The organism is Myxococcus xanthus, from assembly GCF_013116825.1.
GTDB lineage: Bacteria > Myxococcota > Myxococcia > Myxococcales > Myxococcaceae > Myxococcus > Myxococcus xanthus_B.
On sequence record NZ_JABFNS010000007.1, the window covers coordinates 1 to 17,495 of the forward strand.

10 protein-coding genes and 1 CRISPR repeat array (1 of these 11 running past the window's edge) are annotated in these 17,495 nt (G+C 69.0%); of the genes, 4 read left to right on the top strand and 6 right to left on the bottom strand.

The genetic code is table 11. From position 1 onward, the window contains the following. The coding region (locus HNV26_RS03275) for an RsbRD N-terminal domain-containing protein (RefSeq protein WP_495525088.1) at nt 1-547 on the bottom strand (547 nt) is incomplete at its 3' end. A 227-nt stretch (nt 548-774) separates the two neighbouring features. Here HNV26_RS03275 and HNV26_RS03280 point away from each other — a divergent pair. Next, on the top strand, nt 775-3,075 hold the full coding sequence (locus tag HNV26_RS03280) for a sensor histidine kinase (protein WP_171439959.1): 2,301 nt from the start codon (nt 775-777) through the stop codon (nt 3,073-3,075). A 693-nt stretch (nt 3,076-3,768) separates the two neighbouring features. Then, nucleotides 3,769-4,458 (top strand): response regulator, encoded by a 690-nt coding sequence (locus HNV26_RS03285; RefSeq protein WP_171439960.1) that lies wholly within the window; start codon nt 3,769-3,771, stop codon nt 4,456-4,458. Between the two features lie 4 nt (nt 4,459-4,462). Here HNV26_RS03285 and HNV26_RS03290 read toward each other — a convergent pair whose 3' ends face one another. The 4 genes from HNV26_RS03290 to HNV26_RS03305 all read right to left on the bottom strand — a co-directional run bounded on the left by HNV26_RS03290 (nt 4,463) and on the right by HNV26_RS03305 (nt 10,854). Then, nucleotides 4,463-7,234 carry a bpX6 domain-containing protein gene (locus HNV26_RS03290; protein ID WP_216611755.1) on the bottom strand — a complete coding sequence of 924 codons (2,772 nt, stop codon included), beginning with the start codon at nt 7,232-7,234 and terminating at the stop codon, nt 4,463-4,465. Continuing rightward, entirely contained in the window at nt 7,231-9,051 is a 1,821-nt protein-coding gene (locus HNV26_RS03295; protein ID WP_171439962.1) for an amino acid adenylation domain-containing protein, read from the bottom strand. Before HNV26_RS03295 ends, HNV26_RS03290 begins: the two co-directional genes overlap by 4 nt. Further along, complete coding sequence (locus HNV26_RS03300; RefSeq protein ID WP_171439963.1) at nt 9,048-9,551, bottom strand: bpX5 domain-containing protein; 504 nt, start codon at nt 9,549-9,551, stop codon at nt 9,048-9,050. Before HNV26_RS03300 ends, HNV26_RS03295 begins: the two co-directional genes overlap by 4 nt. Nucleotides 9,552-9,672: 121 nt before the next feature. Next, nucleotides 9,673-10,854, bottom strand: coding sequence for an AAA family ATPase (locus HNV26_RS03305; protein ID WP_171439964.1), 1,182 nt, complete (start codon nt 10,852-10,854; stop codon nt 9,673-9,675). 205 nt (nt 10,855-11,059) lie between these two features. Here HNV26_RS03305 and HNV26_RS03310 point away from each other — a divergent pair, with 205 nt between their 5' ends. Further along, nucleotides 11,060-11,653 (top strand): hypothetical protein, encoded by a 594-nt coding sequence (locus HNV26_RS03310; RefSeq protein ID WP_171439965.1) that lies wholly within the window; start codon nt 11,060-11,062, stop codon nt 11,651-11,653. Between the two features lie 36 nt (nt 11,654-11,689). Continuing rightward, nucleotides 11,690-12,406, top strand: a complete 717-nt coding sequence (locus HNV26_RS03315; RefSeq protein ID WP_171439966.1) for a YqiA/YcfP family alpha/beta fold hydrolase — start codon at nt 11,690-11,692, stop codon at nt 12,404-12,406. Here HNV26_RS03315 and HNV26_RS03320 read toward each other — a convergent pair. Next, the gene (locus HNV26_RS03320; protein ID WP_253816179.1) at nt 12,388-12,795 is read right to left on the bottom strand and encodes a hypothetical protein; all 408 of its coding nucleotides are present in this window, start codon (nt 12,793-12,795) and stop codon (nt 12,388-12,390) included. The genes HNV26_RS03315 and HNV26_RS03320 overlap by 19 nt on opposite strands. Nucleotides 12,796-12,834: 39 nt before the next feature. After that, nucleotides 12,835-17,495: direct repeats of the CRISPR family, unit length 37 nt; unit sequence GTTTCAACCCACGCTCCCCGCGTTCACGAGGAGCGAC; it runs 1,215 nt beyond the window's last position.

A 17,495-nucleotide genomic window follows, 5' to 3' on the forward strand; every position in this document is an offset into this window, starting at 1 on the left:
CGGCCATCCCCGTCCCCACCACGCTCTCCACCCGCAGGACGCCCTCTTCCAGCAGCAGGACGGCCGCCAGGTCCACCACGGCCACCGTCTCCCGCAGGACCTGGAGGAGGGCCGGCAACAGCTCCGCGGCGTCGGCGCTGCCCAGGGCCGCGGTGCTGATGCGGTCCAGCGCCTGCAACGTGCGCTCGCGCGCCAGCGAGTAGCGGCTGACGGAGGCCGCCACCGCCTCATCCATGGCCTCGTGGAAGACGAGCTCCGCCTCCGGCCGGTGGGTGGCGTTCTCCCGGGACGTCCACAAGCGCAGCACGCACGCGCGCAGCAGCCGGTACTCCGTCACCACCTGCCGCAGGTCGAAGCCTTCCCCCAGCCGCTCGATGGCGTGACGGTCCGGAATATCCCCCAGGCCATCCTCCACGCCGCCGGGCGAGCTGCGCTGCATCAGCGAGGCGACGATCTCCAGCAGCCGGGGCAACCCGTCTCGCAGCGCGAGCCTTGGCAGTGCCTGGGCCGCGGGGATGCGGCGCACCTCCGACTCCCACGCGGACATGATGGATTCCCGCTGCTGTAGAAGGAACTCGGCCAGGAGGATGGGCACAATCTCGTGGATGTAGGCGTCGGCGCGGACGACGACAACAGCAAAGCGCCCCGAGTGCCCGGCAGCGGCAATGTCCGAAAGCGTGCAGCCACCTCGCACGTCCGGAGTGCGCGTCACGGACACTCCTTGAAAAGAGCGCTGGAGGTCGCCAGGGGCTGCGCTGTTAGGGTCCCTTCGACATGAGCGGGCGCGCACGGTTTGCCTGGGCGCTGGTGGTGGGGCTGTTGGGCAATGCGCTCAACCGATTTCCCGTGGAGCTCATCCCAGGCATCGACATCCTGCTGGGCTTCTTCCTCATCATCCCCGCGGCCCCGCTGCTGGGGCCCTGGTGCGCGGGGCTCGCGGCCGGCATCGCCATGTCCGTCACCGTCCAGATGTGGGGCCACCCCTGGAGCATGCTGGGTTCGATGATGGAAGGGGTCGTCCTGGGCGCGCTGACCCGGCGCTACTGGCCCCTTCAGGCGGACGGGCTCTTCTGGCTGGGAGGCATCCCCTACCTCCTCATCGTCAGCCATCGCCTGGGCGTGGACGTCACGGCGGCGAGCACGCTCGCCATTGCCCTCAAGCAGGCGCTCAACAGCCTGGTGCCAGCGCTGCTGACGCAGGTGGTGCTGATGACGCCCATGGCGCGCGCGCGGCTGTGGCCGCTGCTGACACCCACGCTGCGCACCTTCACCTTGTCGTCGGCGGTGGGCTCGGCGCTGCTGCTCGCGCTGGTGCTGCCGTTGCTGATGGTGGGAACGCTGGAGGGCCGGGCCCGCTATGCCGCCGAGCGGCGGCGGATGGACGACCAGGGCCTCTCCACCGCCCACCTGCTGGCGGAGACGGTGGACGCGGAGCTGTCCACCGCCCAATCCCAGTCCGCCTTGCTGGCGAGCATCGTCATGAATTGGTGGGAGCGCGCAGGGGAGCGTCCACCCCAGCCGCAGTTGGAGGAGCTGCTGCGGGACTGGGTGTATCACTCCGCGTTCGCGCTCAACTTCGCCATCGGGGACAGCGGCGGCAGCCTGGTGGCCATCTGGCCTCCGCTGGGCGTGGCGGCCCAACCGATGGCGGGCTCCAACTTCGCCGACCGCGCCTACTTCCGGGACGTCCGCGACAAGCGCGAGCCCGTGGTGAGTGGCGTGTTCGCGGGCCGGGGCACGGTGACGGGTCCCGTCATCGTCGCCGCCGCCCCGTTGCTGCGGCAGCAGCGCTTCGAAGGCTTCACGTTGGTGGCCATCAACCTGCCTCGGATGCGAGCGGTGGCGCAGGAGCGTCTGGCTCCGGGGCAGCGCGCGCTGCTGGTGGACCCTGACGGCAACGTGGCCTTTGACACCGGCGCCACGCCCGGGCCGGAGCCACAGTCCCTGAAGGGCACCGCGTTGGGGAAGCTGCTGTCGACGCTGCCCGCCACGGGCACCCGCATCTACGACACGGAGCCCCAGGCCCCCCCGCTGCGGCGGACCCTGGAGGCGCGGCACCTGGCCACCGCGCCGCTGTTCCAACCGGGCTGGCGCGTCCTGGTGGAGCATCCGATGCGCGACATGGACTTCAGCGTCATCGGCACCTACAGCGCGCTGCTGGCCACGTTGGCGCTGACGCTGGTGCTGGCCATTCCCGTCACCCGCCTGCTGACGCGCCTGCTCTCCAGGCCGGTGGAGGCCGTGTCCCAGGCCGCCGGCCGCATGGCCGCGGGCGAACGCGACGTGCGCGCCTTCGGAACGCGCCACCGCGCAGGCGCCATCGAGGTGGAGAAGCTGGGCCTGGCCTTCGACGAGATGGCGGCCCGGCTCCAGCGGCACCTGGAGGAAGTGGAGCGCGTCAGCCAGGCCAAGGCGGCCTTCTTCTCCATCGCCAGCCATGAGCTGAAGACGCCCCTGGCCACCCTCAAGCTGCGCTTGCAGCGGCTGCGTCCGGACTCCGTGCGCCAGCAGGACCTGGTCCTCATGGACCGGCAGGTGGACCGGCTGGCGCGGCTGGTCAACCAACTGCTGGATGTGTCCGAGCTGGCCAGCGGCCGGCTGTCACTGGCGCAGGTGCCCCTGGAGCTGTCGGCGCTGGTGCGGCGGGTGTCGGAGCGGCGCGCGGCGTCCGCGCCCCGGCACCCACTGAAGCTGAGCCTGGAGCGCGTGGACGGCTGGTGGGACGAGCCCCGGCTGGAGCAGGTCGTCTACAACCTGGTGGACAACGCCATCCGCTACAGCCCGGAGGGCGGACCGGTGGAGGTGGTGCTCCGGCGGGAGGGAAATGACGCGCTGCTGGAGGTGAAGGACCGGGGCGTGGGACTGGGGCCGCGCGGGGGAGAGGAGCTCTTCAGCCGGGCGCTTCGCGGCAGCACGCTGTCCACCATCAGCCGCGTGGAGGGCCTGGGCGTGGGATTGTATTTGAGCCGTGAAATCGTCACCCGCCATGGCGGCAGCATCCACCTGGCGGCCCGCGAGGGCGGCGGCACCTGCGCCATCGTCCGCCTGCCCCGGAACGACCCGCGCGAGGCGTGACGTGCGCACCGCTCATGGGTCGACGGGTGGCACGTCGGGCCAGGGCCGAGGCAAGGAGGGCGCGGCCACGTGTGTCAGCCGTAACAAGCCGCGCCCCAGGTCGAGCTGGTAGCGGACGCGAAAACCCGAGTCGAGCACCACCAACCCACCCTGGTCCGACCTCAAAGGCCCGTCGAGCGGAAGGCCCGCGGCGAGAGCGCCCAGTTCACATTGGAGCTTCTCTCGCACCGGAGTCGAACATCCTGCCAGGGTCCGGAGTGCCCGGGGAGCGAGCTGAAGTCGAAGGGCCATGGTCGTTTCACACTGACGAGCCGTGGCGATGACGACAAGATGTACCTGAAGTGCATATTTGACGTCGGCTTCCAGCCCCATGAGGGGACCACCCCTCACTTCGCTGTGGAGTGCCAGACACCCAAGGGCGGTGAAGACGCCGCCCGGGCCGGGATTGCCGCTGCCGCGCGAGGATACGCCGCCCTTCGATATCCATGGCGCAGGTCGCTTCCATGTGCAGGATGATGTTCTGCTTTCCACAGACATCTGGCGCAATGTCACACGGACGAATGTCACGCCTTCGCGGCCCGGGGATGGGCCCCCGTGAGGCCAAGGGTGTCGGGCATCGGACGCGGAGTGCGCTGGCCCCTGGCGCATTCCTCGGGTCCGGGGTATCCGAGCCCCCTCACCTCTTCCTCCACCATGTCCCGGCCGCTCCAGCACCTGCTTCTCGTCGAGGATGACCGCGCCTGGCGCGAGCGGCTGACCGTGGTTGCTCACGCGGAAGGGGTGAAGGTCTCCCACGCGGCGGATGGCCAGGAAGCCCTGGACTGGCTGTGCACGCGGCCCCGGGCAAGCCACCCCGATCTCATCCTCCTGGACCTGCTGCTGCCGCGGATGGACGGATGGGAGCTCTACGGACAGCTCCGGACCAACGCGCGGCTGCGCCATCTGGGGGTGCTGATGTTCTCCGGCGCGCTGAGCGGCCAGGAGCCCCCGCTGGACGGCGTGGTGGGCTACCTGCGCAAGCCGCACGCGCCCGAAGCCGTGGACGGGGCCCTGCGCGCCCAGCTTCGCGGGCTCCCTGAGCTTCCCGCGAGGGACTCCGCCGAGCCCTACGCACTGCACCTGCCCGAGGACGTGTCCCTGCCGCTGCGCACCCTGCCAGGCCCCCTGAGCCACGCGGTGCGCCTGCACCTGCTGCGCGCCGCGGAGCTGGCGGGGACGGAGCTGCCCCTGGCCTCCACCTGGTTGATGGCGCTCCCCGGGGCGCCCCCCTCGCTCCTGGTGACGGTGGACGGCGTGCAGGTGGAGCTGGAAGTGGATGACGCGCAGCGACGGCTCACCGTCAGCGACGTCACCTTGTCACCGAACCTGCGCCACGGCATCTGACGGCTCAAGGCACCGGCAAGTGCCGGACCTCACCGCTCTCCAAATCCAGCCACACGCCCCCGCCCCCCTCGTCGAATGCCAGCAACATGCTGTCCGTGAGCCGCACCCTCGGGCGGGCCTTCCCTTCGAACGTCAACACGGCGCGGGAAAATCCGCGCCTGTCTGTCAAATGAAGCTGCCAATCCGTCCCCAAATCCAACAACTCCAAAAACCATTCCCGCGAGAGAAAGATGCCCCTGAGCGCCTCGTGGTCGCGCTCCGTCCGAACCCGATTGCGAAGTGACACGGGCTGCACCCAAGCCAGCGAGCTCCTCAGACTGTTCCTTCCTTGAGCCACATCCTCGGGGGAAAGGGGCAATTCCATGCACAGGACAGCAGCCTCACCGTCCGGGACCACGGACTGATGCCAGCTCACCATTTTCGGGTCCGACACCTCTGGAGGCAGCTCCGCACGGTCGCGCAATGTGGGCCCGTCCGCGAGCGTATACGTCCACCGCTCCTGTGTTCCGACGATGAAACTCATGTGTGTGGCATCCGCCGCAATGGGAAACGCACGGCTTGCGAGTTCCGGGACTCGCCAGAGCGCGCGGCAGTCAGCGGCGAGCGCATCCACCATCATCACCGTGTTTTCAGAGGATACAAACCAGACATTGCCGTCGTAGCAGGGGGACCAGGCCGTCAATGCCATATCCCCCCAGGGGCTGCACCTGCGCGTCACCAGGTCCAGCCGGGACAGGCGCCACACATCGTCCCGCCGCGCGAGTACCAGGACCCGGTCTCCATGAATGGAAGGCACCAGGTGGAAGGCCGGCACGTCGAAGTGCGCCACCATCCGGCCGTCCGCGCGAACCAGCCACGCCCCCGCCTCCCCCAGGGCGTACAACAGCCGGCCGTCTGACAGCACCACCACGTCATGAAGCGTGAAGGTCCCTGCCTCGGAGGCCCGCACCGTGACGTCGATGCGCGGCCGTGCATGGGTATCGCGCCACGCGGGGGAGATACAGTCGGCCAGCGGCGGCAGGTCCGTGCGCAAGGTGCCGTCGGGCGCGGCGCCCAACAAGCGCTTGATGAGGCTCAGGTCCGAAGTGAAGCGGGCATTGCCCGCCGCCCGGTCCCGAAGCAACGCGCGCAGCGTGGGCACCACCAGCGCGGCGCGGTTGGCGGAAGGAGGCTCTTCCACGAGCGCCAGTCCAAAGACGAAGCGCTCGGACGCGCGCTCCGGCGCGTCGTCGTCGAGCAACTCACGCACCCGTGCACCCGCCACTGTCAGCCCATCCGCGAACGCCGTGGCCCACATCGCCAGCAGCCGAGCGCCCGTCACGCCACCACTCGCAATGCCCCGCTCCAGCCATTCGCGCGCCGGGGCACGATTCTTCGCCACCGGCCACACCACCTGAACGGCGCGCACGTAGTCGCCAGCCTCGGCGAGCGTCTCCGCCCACAGCAGGCGGAGCGCAAGGGCCTCCGGCGGATTCGAACGCTCCAGCCGCGCCACCGCGTCCCCGAAGGCTCCACTGCGTCGGGCGATGGCGACGGCGCGCGCGACGTCTTGAGCCAGGAACCACTGACGCACCACGAGCCCCGGAGCCAGCTTGCGCCCCTCGGCCAGCTCCGCCGCCAGCTTGAAGCGGCCATGCCGCTCCAGGAAGGACACGGCTTCCTCGACGGCGCCCAACAGCTCCGCGAGGACGAACGCGGCTTCGTCGATGCGTCCCTCGCGCTCGAAGCGCCGGAAGGCCTCGCGGTAGCGCTGCTGGAGCGCGGAGTAGAGGTCAGAGCCTCCCCCGAACACGGACCCCGCCGCGCCCCGCGCCTCCGTCTGGACGGTGAGTTGCTCACGAGGCCCTGGCAGCCCCAAGGCCTCGCGCGCGTTCTCGCTCAGCTCCTTGCCCAGTGGAATGGCGTGCCGCAGTGCCTCATGGAGGTTGCCCTCCTCGAACAGGTCGAAGAGGCGGCGCACGTACTCCGCCTTCCGCTGCCGCGCCCACGCGCCGAGCAGGGTGTTGCGCATCATCCAGTCGGACAGCCAGCTCCAGGGACTCGGGCCCTGTGGTGCTCCGGGGGCCACCGCTCCCAAGAGCGCGGCCCCGAGCCGCGCCATCCACCCTGGCCGGCCACGCTCGGACTCGCCGCCTCCGCGCACCGACGCGCCCTGACGGGAGAACTTCTCGCGCAGCCACGCCCACCATCCCGGGCGGCGCGCCCCTGTGGCGACGGGAGCGCGGCGCCCCTCCATGCGCGCGAGCATTTTCTGTGCTTCAGGTGACGGCTCGGGCACGCCGGGACCGAAGCGTTCGCGCGGCGGCGGCGGCACGGGCTCCAGGACGGGCACGGGGGGCGGCGGCGCGCCCAGCGTCTCCGGGGCTCGGACCCTCCACGCGGACACGTCGAGCCATGTGGACACATCCACCCGCGGCATCGCACCGACAGAGAACACCAGGGACCGTCCCCTCAGCACCAGCAACACCGCGCCGTCATGGAGACTCGGGTGCCGACGCTCCGCTGGAGACAATGGCGCCGAGGAGAGGACGCCGTGCTCCCGGGTGAGCGGCAGCCCCGGCGCGGCTTCGCACACCACCGCGCGTGGCGCGGACATCTCCACAAGATATCCACCCGCCACGGCGTGAACGGACATGCCGGGCGTCCACTCCGCCAGAATCCGGCGGCGAGCCTCCGCCTCACCGAGCAGGGCCGGGTCGAGCCAGAAAGCCGAGGCCCGAACCGTCCCCCGGTGCACCTGCTGCCGGGGCCGTAGCCCCGCACGTGCCGTGCTCATCCCCCGCCTCCCGTATGGAGACGGCACAGCACGGCTTCATGCTCCAGGTGGTACAGCACCAGCTCGCCTTCCGTCGTCAGCCACCCGAGCACAGGCACCGCATGGCTGGCCTCCGCGTGGACCACGTCAGCGGCGGCCACCGCCAGCCTGAACTGGTGCTGGGGCCCCACGTTCCAGAAGGTCCGCTGGTCCGGGTCGAGCGCCAACAGTCCGGCCTCTCCTTTCGCCTGCGGACAGACCCCGACGCCCACGACTCGTAATCCCGAGCGCAGCGTCACGAATTGCACCGAGTCCCGATGGTGCAAACACCACATGCCTGGGACTTTGTTCACCGCGAGCAACCCAGCCTCCGGATGCCCCGAGTGGTGCGATGCACCGAACCAGAGGGTGTCGCCCCTCGAGTCCTGCAGGCGAATCTGGCGCACCTCCTTCGCACTCACGATGCCCAGCCGCATGCAACTCGCAACCCTCTCATTTTCGTCGCGCGTCACGACGATGCTGGAACCCTTCACCTGAGCGGCGGCGATGACCCGCTGAGCCACCTGGGCGGAGACCACGCGACGGGACGCGGAGTCCTCCTCGAAGAAATAGAGCGTGTCGTCCAGGCCGGACAGGAGCACGCACTCCCGATTAAGTGCATCGAGATAGGTCGTCAGCCGGCCGGGGGGCTGGCCTCGAGCAGGAATGGGTGGATGCGCCTGCGTATCGCGCAGCGTCCAGGGAAACGCACTGGGCCCATGGGGCCTGAATTGATGTTGCAGTTGCCCCCGGAAGACATAGGCGCCCTGCTTCCGCGTCAGCACGAGCAGGCCCCCCTGACGCCGCCAGCCCGCGCCCAGGAAGGTCTCATCACTCCGAGGCATCATCCGCTGGGGCCGCGCGAGGGTGGCGCGAGGAGAGTTGGGCAGCGCCATGGCGCCGACGCCGCCCCCTTCATAGAAGAGCATCAGCCGGCGGCCATCCGCGGAGAAGGCAAACCCCGACACCCGCGTGTGCTGGCCTGTCTTCACGGGCGCGGCGACGCGCGCGCGGAACGGGTCTCTCAACAGACGCACGCTGTCATCCGGAGACGGCAGGTCGAGCAACACGGAGCGCGGAGCGCGCGCGGCGGGATGCACCTCCACCGCGAGCTGGCGCACGTCGGGCGCCAGGACCTCGGAGACTTCGATGCGCGAGAGCATCTCCGCCCCCACGAGCCGGGACAGGCGGGAGGACCCCACGAGCCAGGCGTCCGCCGGCCGCGCGTCGAGCGCGAGTGCCTCGCGCCAGGCCAAGAGCCGCTCAGCCGAGGGCGGCGCGATGTCACGCGCGTTCAACCAGGCGCCCAGCGTGGCGGGCGTCACTTCCGTGAACCAGCCACGCCGCGGGTCTGCCTGGAGCACGCCCCATGCGAACGTGGCGCCCGCGGCCTCTGCCCTGCGCGCCATGACGATGAGCAACGCGAGGTGCGCGATGCGCGGAGCGCCAAGCTGGTCGGGTCCCGCATCGAGCAACATCACCGTGCGATGCGCGCGCTGAGGCTGGCGGAACGAGGGCTTGAGATAGGACAGCTCTCCGAAGGCGGCACGGCGCACCAGTTCGTCGGGTGCCTCCAGGGCCCACAGCCATTCACTCACCAGCAGCCGGTCGAAGGAGCCTCTTCGCGACAGACCGTCATACCCTTGAGGCTCGCCGCCCTCCCTCTCCGAGGGCGCCCGCAGCGGCCCCAGCGCCGCGGACAACCGGGCAACCAGCGGGCCCAGGTTCAGCGCCACCTCCAGCGGGAACTTCGCGAGGATTGACGCCCAGGGGCGTAGCGCATGGGGCAACGTGCTCACGGCGTGTCCCCCGGCGACCCCGTGTCCAGCCAGGTCTGAAGCGTGACACGGGACACGGGCCGCGCGGCGTCCATGCGGACGAGACACATGGATGCGGGCAACACCGCCAACTTCGCTCCCGTCCCATGCGCATGCGCCACGAACGCACGCTCCAGCAGCGAAGCCGCCACGTCTGGCGCCAACGCACAGGGAAGCAACAGCGAGGGCGCCGCGGCATCCCGTCCCAGGTACACGGCGCCGTCGACCCATGGCAGCGACGCCGAGGCCCCGAGGAGCACCAGGAGCCCCCGCCCCGCGACGCCTTCCCAACTGGCAAGGCGTGCATCGTCCTCGGCGAGCACCCGGCGAGCGAGCGCCACCGCCACAGGGCCTTCTCCTGCCACGGCGAGCGGCTCCAGCGGTTCGGCGCGCGAACGCCACCGCACCGGCAGGAGAGCGGCGTCATCGCCGCGCGTCTCCAGCGCGTCCCCCGTCCGCGAATCTCTTCCCGTCGCGCTCACGGCACGTCAGCCACCGCACCCCGGCCCCTAGGCGGCGCCTCCGGAAACCGATGCGCGGAGCCTCCAGGCGCGTGGGCCTGCGTCCAGGCAGCGGCGGAGCCAGCGCGGGACCCCTGCGCGCTCACACCGCCACCTCCGTTTCGGATGACTCGAGCCCTGAAGCGCCGGAGGCGAGCACCCCTGTCACCTCCGCGCGAAGCACCTTCAAGTCATCGGGAAGCGACTCGGGAGCGAAGCCCGCGTCCATCTCCCGCGCCACGCCCTCCAGCTTGAGCCGCCACGCGGCGAGCGCCTCGCCATTGCCATCCACGGGCCGCTCCGCCAGCAGCGCCTGCCCCGCGGAAGCGATGCGCCGCGCCCGCGCCAGGGGGCCCGCGCTGGCCTCCAGCGCCGCCGCCGGCAGGGCCGGGTTCTCCGTCCCGGCGAGCACGTCCCGCAGCACGTCCCGAGCGAGCGCCTGGGCCTCCTTCGTCGGCACGGCATACACGAGCGGCCACAGGTCCGCGGTCCCAGGTGTGCGCCGGCCCGCGAGCGCCGCGGCGGCGGCGATGAGCTTCTGGACCTTCACCGCGCGGCGGTCGGACAAGGCCACGCCCGCGGCGCGCAACGTGCGCAGCGCATGCGCCAGATGCGGGCGCACCCCGGAGAGGTCCGCCTCACGCGCGGCCTGGGCGACCACGTCCAGGGACTCCAGCGAGGTGACATGCGCGTCCGCGTCCCCCCACAGTGAAGCGCCGCCCGCGAGCAGTTCCTCCAGCCGCGGGTCTGGCACGGGCTCGACGAAGATGCGTGCGAGGAACCGGTCCGCGAAGGCGGCCAGCGACTCGTCTTCCGGCAAGGCATTGGAGGCGCCCACGCAGACCCGCAGGGGGCAGCGCATCCGGGTGTGGCCGCGCCGGAAGGTGCGCTCATTGAGGAGGCCCAGCAGCGTATTCAGGATGGCGGTGGAGCCGAGGAACACCTCGTCGAGGAAGGCGACCTCGGCCTCCGGCAGCATGCCCTGGGTCTCCGTTTCGACGATGCCCTCGCGCAGCTTGCGGAGGTCCACTGGGCCGAAGAGCTCGGAGGGCTCGGTGAAGCGGCCCAGGAGGTACTCGAAGTACGAGCCGCCCAGGACACGTGCGGTGCGCCGCACCGCCTCGCTCTTCGCGGTGCCCGGTGGACCGATGACGAGCAGGTGCTCCCCCGCCACGGCGGAGAGCGCGACGAGCTCCACCATCGCCTCGCGTTCGACCAGACCCCGGCCCGCACTGGTGAGTGCGTCACGAACGGCGGAGGCGGCGACTTCGAAGGAGCTGGACATGGAACACCACCCTAGCTTCCGGACTTGCCCTCCGGAAGCGCATGCAAGTCCCCTCCCCCACCCCTCCCTCCGACGGGGCGGCAGTAGTTGGACTGTCCGCAGGGATGCGCATGGCCACATCGAGGCGCGCGCGGCTGCATGATTTCATAAGACGCAGCGGCACTCGGAGTCCCCCACGGCGACCTCCAGGCATAGACTGCAACGCATGAGAAAGCAGTCGATGTGGGTGGCGGTGGTGGGCGTGCTGTGTGTGGGAACGGACGCGGTGGCGGCAGGCTGGAATGGCTATGCATCGCTGGGCGCCGGCATCACCCTGGACCATTTGAGCAACTTCCGCGCGAAGGGCCCGGCGCTGCACGGATACCTGGGCCTGGAGACCCCACCCGGATTGTCGGTGGGCCTGCTGGCGGAAATCTCCGAGACGTGGGGCCAGCAGTTCCCGGACGCGATGCGACCGGGGCAGTTGGAGCGCTCGCAGATCGACTACCGGGCAGTGGGCATCGAGGCGCGGCTGCGCTTCTTCCAGGACAAGCCCATCACGCCGTGGGTGGGCGCGCGGCTGTCGAAGAGCTGGGGGAGCACCTTCACGCCGGACGACGTGGGCACCTGGCTGCGGCAGAACATCGACACCACGAGCATGGCCTTCCGGGTGGGCGTGGACGGCTGGTTCAGCGACCGCTGGGGCGTGTCCGTCTCCACGGGCTTCCAGTTCTGTGACGTGAAGCTGACCTCCAACGCGCTCAACCAGTGCGCCAAGCTCATGCAGTCGGTGATTGCCGGGCCGGTGTTGCGCATCTGAAGCCACGGCCCCGCGCGCCCGTTAGAGTGGCCTGTCATGAGCACTTCGACGACATCGCCTTCCGCCGTGGGTCCTCGCTGGCTGTACCTGCACGGCTTCGCATCGGGTCCGGATTCGAAGAAGGGCGTGGCCGTGGCGCGGCACTACGCGGACCAGGGCATTCCGGTGGAGCGGTTGAACCTCCGCGTCCCCTCCCTGGAGCAGCTGCGCCTGAGCGCCATGCTGGACACGGTGCTGGCCGCGATGGGCGGGCCCGAGGAGCGGGTGGTGCTCATCGGCTCCAGCCTGGGAGGCCTCACGGCGGCCCGAGTGGCGGAGCAGGACGCCCGCGTGTGTGCGCTGGTGCTGTTGGCCCCCGCCTTCCGCATCGTCCCGCAGCTGCGCCGGAGAATGGGAGACGCGGCGTGGCGGCATTGGCAGACGTCGGGCTGGATTGAGACGGACGACTTCGTGACGCAGCAGAAGGCGCGCATCCATTCGGGATTCATCGCCGACGCGGAGGCAGTGGACGCCCGCACCGGTGGCTGGCCCGACGTGCGCGTCCCGACGCTCATCATCCACGGCCGTCAGGATGACACCTGTGACGTCCAGAACTCGCGCCAGTGGGCGGAGGGCAAGCGCCACGTCCGGCTGGTGGAGGTGGACGATGGCCACGAGCTCACCGCGTCACTGCCGCGAATCCTGGAGGAGACGGCGGTGTTCCTCCAGCCCTGGGGCGCCCGGGGTCCTCGCGCTCAAGGTTCGATGCCGTAAGCGGCAGCCACCTGCTGCATGAAGCGGAGGAGGTCGGGCGGCGTGTCGGTGCCCAACGTCAGCCGCGTGCGCCGACCGTCCACGGTGGAGTCAGACGTTGTCACCTGCCGGTCATGTACGACGGGAGGAGGGGCGCTGCGAGCTTCCTTGTATTCGTCCAGCCAGCTCGCGGCGATGAGCAACGTCGTGAGCCGATGGGCGGCGGCCACGTTCGCGTCGGATAGGAACGAGCCGTCGTGATTGGAACGACCAGCCCCGAAGACCTCGAGCCAGAAGTGCCGTGTATTGGGAATGCCCGGCGACTCTTGGAGCCTGAGCACGAGCGACTCCGCGGAGAACCGCTGCTGCCGCCGTGCCGAATGTTCCAGCGGCGAAAGTCCTTCGCTCAAGCGCGGTGGAAGCAACGGAGAGTACCGGTGAGCTGAACCGTTTCAACCCACGCTCCCCGCGTTCACGAGGAGCGACGTCGGGGGCGAACTGGCTGTAGCGCTTCAACTGCGGGTTTCAACCCACGCTCCGCGCGTTCACGAGGAGCGACGTGCGCGGCAACCTGCCCCCCGTCTTGCTCCGGGTTTCAACCCACGCTCCGCGCGTTCACGCGGAGCGACCGTCACGAAGGTGTGGCGGAGCCGCTCCAGCGCGTTTCAACCCACGCTCCCCGCGTTCACGCGGAGCGACGGCAGCTCGTCCTGGCCCACGTCGCGCTTGCCGACGTTTCAACCCACGCTCCTCGCGTTCACGCGGAGCGACTCATTGAGCGCCTTCCACGTCGTCGACGTAGATGTCGTTTCAACCCACGCTCCCCGCGTTTACGAGGAGCGACCGCGCGAGCCACCCGGCCCCGAGCACCAGCCCGGAGTTTCAACCCACGCTCCCCGCGTTCACAAGGAGCGACCAAGGCGCGCAGTGCCGTTGCCTCGGCCATCGCGCGTTTCAACCCACGCTCCCCGCGTTCACGAGGAGCGACTGTCTGGCCTGCGCGTCCGCCACACCCGACGATGTTTCAACCCACGCTCCCCGCGTTCACGAGGAGCGACGTAGTCGGGGTGCCCGACCTTCCAGGACCAGCGTTTCAACCCACGCTCCCCGCGTTCACGAGGAGCGACGTCGCTCGCGGAAGGTGGGCCCAACCGGAAGCCGGTTTCAACCCACGCTCCCCGCGTTCACGAGGAGCGACCCCGGCTCTCGCCTCACCCCAGGAGCACTCCCATGTTTCAACCCACGCTCCCCGCGTTCACGAGGAGCGACGTCATCCCTGGCGCATCCACTCCAACCATCGTGTTTCAACCCACGCTCCCCGCGTTCACGAGGAGCGACGGCGTGCAGTCCGTGGCGGAGTCGCTGTCCGCCGCGTTTCAACCCACGCTCCCCGCGTTCACGAGGAGCGACACTCCGCTTCTTCTTCGGCGCCTTGCCCGTTCGGTTTCAACCCACGCTCCCCGCGTTCACGAGGAGCGACTTCTTCGTCGTCATCGCTTCGGCTCCTTCAACTCGTTTCAACCCACGCTCCCCGCGTTCACGAGGAGCGACCGTCAGAGCCTGGAAGTCACCCCACGCCGTCCCGGTTTCAACCCACGCTCCCCGCGTTCACGAGGAGCGACGACGCAGGCGGTTTCCAGGGCTGCGCGAGGGAGGGTTTCAACCCACGCTCCCCGCGTTCACGAGGAGCGACTGCCGTCGAGCTTCCGCAACTGCAGCGCGAGGATGTTTCAACCCACGCTCCCCGCGTTCACGAGGAGCGACAAGAGCGCTAGTTGCTCCGCCGACGTTTTCCCAGTTTCAACCCACGCTCCCCGCGTTCACGAGGAGCGACACGCCGGCAGCAACCACCGAGCCGGCCGCATACAGTTTCAACCCACGCTCCCCGCGTTCACGAGGAGCGACCGCTTCGGCAGCCAAATCTCCGGGTCCTCCAGCGAGTTTCAACCCACGCTCCCCGCGTTCACGAGGAGCGACCGCTGGGGCCATAGAGCTGCGCGTCCGTGAAGCCGTTTCAACCCACGCTCCCCGCGTTCACGAGGAGCGACTGCGTTCGCCGCGGCGGCGTATCTCATCTACAAGTTTCAACCCACGCTCCCCGCGTTCACGAGGAGCGACTCCGGATATGTGGGGCAGGGAGAGGTTAGCGGCGTTTCAACCCACGCTCCCCGCGTTCACGAGGAGCGACCGCGTACCTCGTAGAGCACTACGGTGCCGCCGTCTGGGTTTCAACCCACGCTCCCCGCGTTCACGAGGAGCGACTTGGCCTCCGCTGCCTTGTCGCACTCACGGGTGTTTCAACCCACGCTCCCCGCGTTCACGAGGAGCGACATCCGCAAAGCCATCAACGAGACGGTGCGTTCCGACGTTTCAACCCACGCTCCCCGCGTTCACGAGGAGCGACGACGGCGACGTGGACGGAGCGCGCGGAACCGGATTGGTTTCAACCCACGCTCCCCGCGTTCACGAGGAGCGACGACTGGGGGTGCTCAAGTCCGGCGCCGGGCGTGAGCGTTTCAACCCACGCTCCCCGCGTTCACGAGGAGCGACACTAGTGCCGGGGGCAACATGGACAAGATAACTGCCGTTTCAACCCACGCTCCCCGCGTTCACGAGGAGCGACTGGAATGCGGAAACGCATAGAGGTCCTGCTCCGGTTTCAACCCACGCTCCCCGCGTTCACGAGGAGCGACGGCGCCCGGGTCATTTCGTTGGCGTCGCCGCTGCTGTTTCAACCCACGCTCCCCGCGTTCACGAGGAGCGACACGCTCCAGCCGGCAGGCGTACCACTCCTTCATGTTTCAACCCACGCTCCCCGCGTTCACGAGGAGCGACGCTCAAGGAGCAGACGCGGCTGACCGGAGCCCTTCACGTTTCAACCCACGCTCCCCGCGTTCACGAGGAGCGACAGCAACAGCCCGCCCAATTCGTCCAAGCGTATCGAGGTTTCAACCCACGCTCCCCGCGTTCACGAGGAGCGACACGACTGCGACAACGCTCGGCAGCGCGCCTACTGGTTTCAACCCACGCTCCCCGCGTTCACGAGGAGCGACGCGGCGGAGTCCCTCGACATCCAGAGGCGACTGTGCGTTTCAACCCACGCTCCCCGCGTTCACGAGGAGCGACCGGGTGCCGGTCTATTCCGGCGACACCTTCCGGGTGGTTTCAACCCACGCTCCCCGCGTTCACGAGGAGCGACGGCGCGCCAGTCCAGCCGGCCGCGCGTGGCGTGTTTCAACCCACGCTCCCCGCGTTCACGAGGAGCGACTCGGGCCTGCAAACCGAGGGGTGAGCCGTGGCGGTTTCAACCCACGCTCCCCGCGTTCACGAGGAGCGACCTCCTCGCCGGGGCGTGGCCCCAGAAACACCTGGTTTCAACCCACGCTCCCCGCGTTCACGAGGAGCGACCCGGTTGCTGCGCACCGCAGCGGCGGCGTCATTGTCGTTTCAACCCACGCTCCCCGCGTTCACGAGGAGCGACGGCCAACCTGAGAGAACACTGGGCGGCCAAGTAGTTTCAACCCACGCTCCCCGCGTTCACGAGGAGCGACCTGGTCGAGGGCGGACGAGTACGTAATCACGTTCGTTTCAACCCACGCTCCCCGCGTTCACGAGGAGCGACCACCGCGGCGTCGAGGCCAGTGATGGCCTTACCGCCGTTTCAACCCACGCTCCCCGCGTTCACGAGGAGCGACGACCGTTGACCTTGGCGACATTCCGGAGGTGCTTGAGTTTCAACCCACGCTCCCCGCGTTCACGAGGAGCGACCGTGATGGTCGAGTGCTCAGCGGCGGGGATGCTGTTTCAACCCACGCTCCCCGCGTTCACGAGGAGCGACTGGATGGCGCGGGACATGGAGAGGGTGTCCAACCAGTTTCAACCCACGCTCCCCGCGTTCACGAGGAGCGACGGGTAGCCGTGGCCTGCACCATGTCCTTGCCCAGGTTTCAACCCACGCTCCCCGCGTTCACGAGGAGCGACGAGCCGCAGCTTCGCGTTCTTCCTCTCCGCCTTCTTGTTTCAACCCACGCTCCCCGCGTTCACGAGGAGCGACGCGGATGAGCCACTCACGCGCCGCCTGCTCGCGGTTTCAACCCACGCTCCCCGCGTTCACGAGGAGCGACGCTGCCTCGGCCCGAACGAGTCGTGCCTGCTGGGTGTTTCAACCCACGCTCCCCGCGTTCACGAGGAGCGACGGCGGTTGCGTTCACCCCGGAAACGGGTGACTCGTTTCAACCCACGCTCCCCGCGTTCACGAGGAGCGACCTCGGACACGTCGTGCAGGATGCCGTCGACGCAGTTTCAACCCACGCTCCCCGCGTTCACGAGGAGCGACCTGTTCTGCGCGCGTCAGGAGTCGGGCAACGCCCTTGGTTTCAACCCACGCTCCCCGCGTTCACGAGGAGCGACTTCTTCTCGACCTTCATCAACTGCGATTCGATGTTTCAACCCACGCTCCCCGCGTTCACGAGGAGCGACTGGAGCTCACAGGCATGACGTTGCCACGCAGCTTGTTTCAACCCACGCTCCCCGCGTTCACGAGGAGCGACGGTCCTCCTGCTGCTGCGCAGCGCAATCCAGCTCTCGTTTCAACCCACGCTCCCCGCGTTCACGAGGAGCGACAGGTTGGCCAAGAACTACGAGACGGTGACGATTCGTTTCAACCCACGCTCCCCGCGTTCACGAGGAGCGACGAGGCCTGCGATTCCTGCTCCGCTGCGCCCCGGTTTCAACCCACGCTCCCCGCGTTCACGAGGAGCGACGGGCTCTCTGGGCCGGATGCTCTCCTTGGACTGGTTTCAACCCACGCTCCCCGCGTTCACGAGGAGCGACAGCCACAGGGGGTAGCCATGACGCAGGCAGAGACGGTTTCAACCCACGCTCCCCGCGTTCACGAGGAGCGACCCCGCCACCTGCGGCACGTCACAGCGCGAGTGGTTTCAACCCACGCTCCCCGCGTTCACGAGGAGCGACATCGGGTCTGCTCCTTGGACTGCTGGGTGCTGACGTTTCAACCCACGCTCCCCGCGTTCACGAGGAGAGACGTGAGGAGTAGCCAGTCGAGTCCACCAGAGCCGGTGGTTTCAACCCACGCTCCCCGCGTTCACGA